At 43.4% G+C, this 597-nt stretch carries 1 protein-coding gene; it reads left to right on the top strand.

Going from position 1 to position 597, the window contains the following annotated elements:
• Positions 1-44 precede the first annotated feature (44 nt).
• Positions 45-597: cytochrome P450 (locus GFC01_RS17885; RefSeq protein ID WP_341474089.1), on the top strand; the 553-nt coding region annotated here is incomplete at its 3' end.

The raw sequence follows: 597 nt of genomic DNA, 5'->3' as shown, positions 1-597 counted from the left end.
TTTTAACGATGGATCCTCCAAAACATACAAAGATGAGAGCGCTTGTGAATAAAGCATTCACCCCAAAAGCGATCAAGCAATTAGAAGATAAGATCAAAGACCTGACACATGATCTATTAAATCAAGTAAAGGATCAACGTACGTTTGATATCGTGCAAGATTTAGCAGCTCCCCTGCCAGTGATGATCATCGCTGAGCTTCTCGGTGCAGAGGTGCAGGACAGAGAGCTGATTAAAAAACATTCTGATGCCCTCGTGGCAGGTGCTAAGGATGAATCAAAGGAAGCCATTCAGGCTGTTGTAGATATGCAGAAACGCGCTGAAGAGGAGCTGTCCATTTATTTTGCTCATTTGATCAAAAAAAGAAAAGAAACACCTGCCGATGACTTGATCTCGCTTCTCATTCAAGCAGAAATTGATGGAGAGCGTTTAACCGAGAATGAACTGCTTGGCTTTTGTATTCTATTACTCGTTGCAGGCAATGAGACAACGACCAATTTAATAACCAATGCCGTACGACTGCTGACAGAGCAGCCGCATATTGCTGAATCAGTTCGGCTGGACCCCTCTCTTATTCCTCAATTGACTGAGGAAACGC

The organism is Desulfofundulus thermobenzoicus (genome assembly GCF_009428905.1).
Lineage (GTDB): Bacteria > Bacillota > Desulfotomaculia > Desulfotomaculales > Desulfovirgulaceae > Desulfofundulus_A > Desulfofundulus_A thermobenzoicus.
This window is presented reverse-complemented; position numbering and strand designations above follow the sequence as displayed.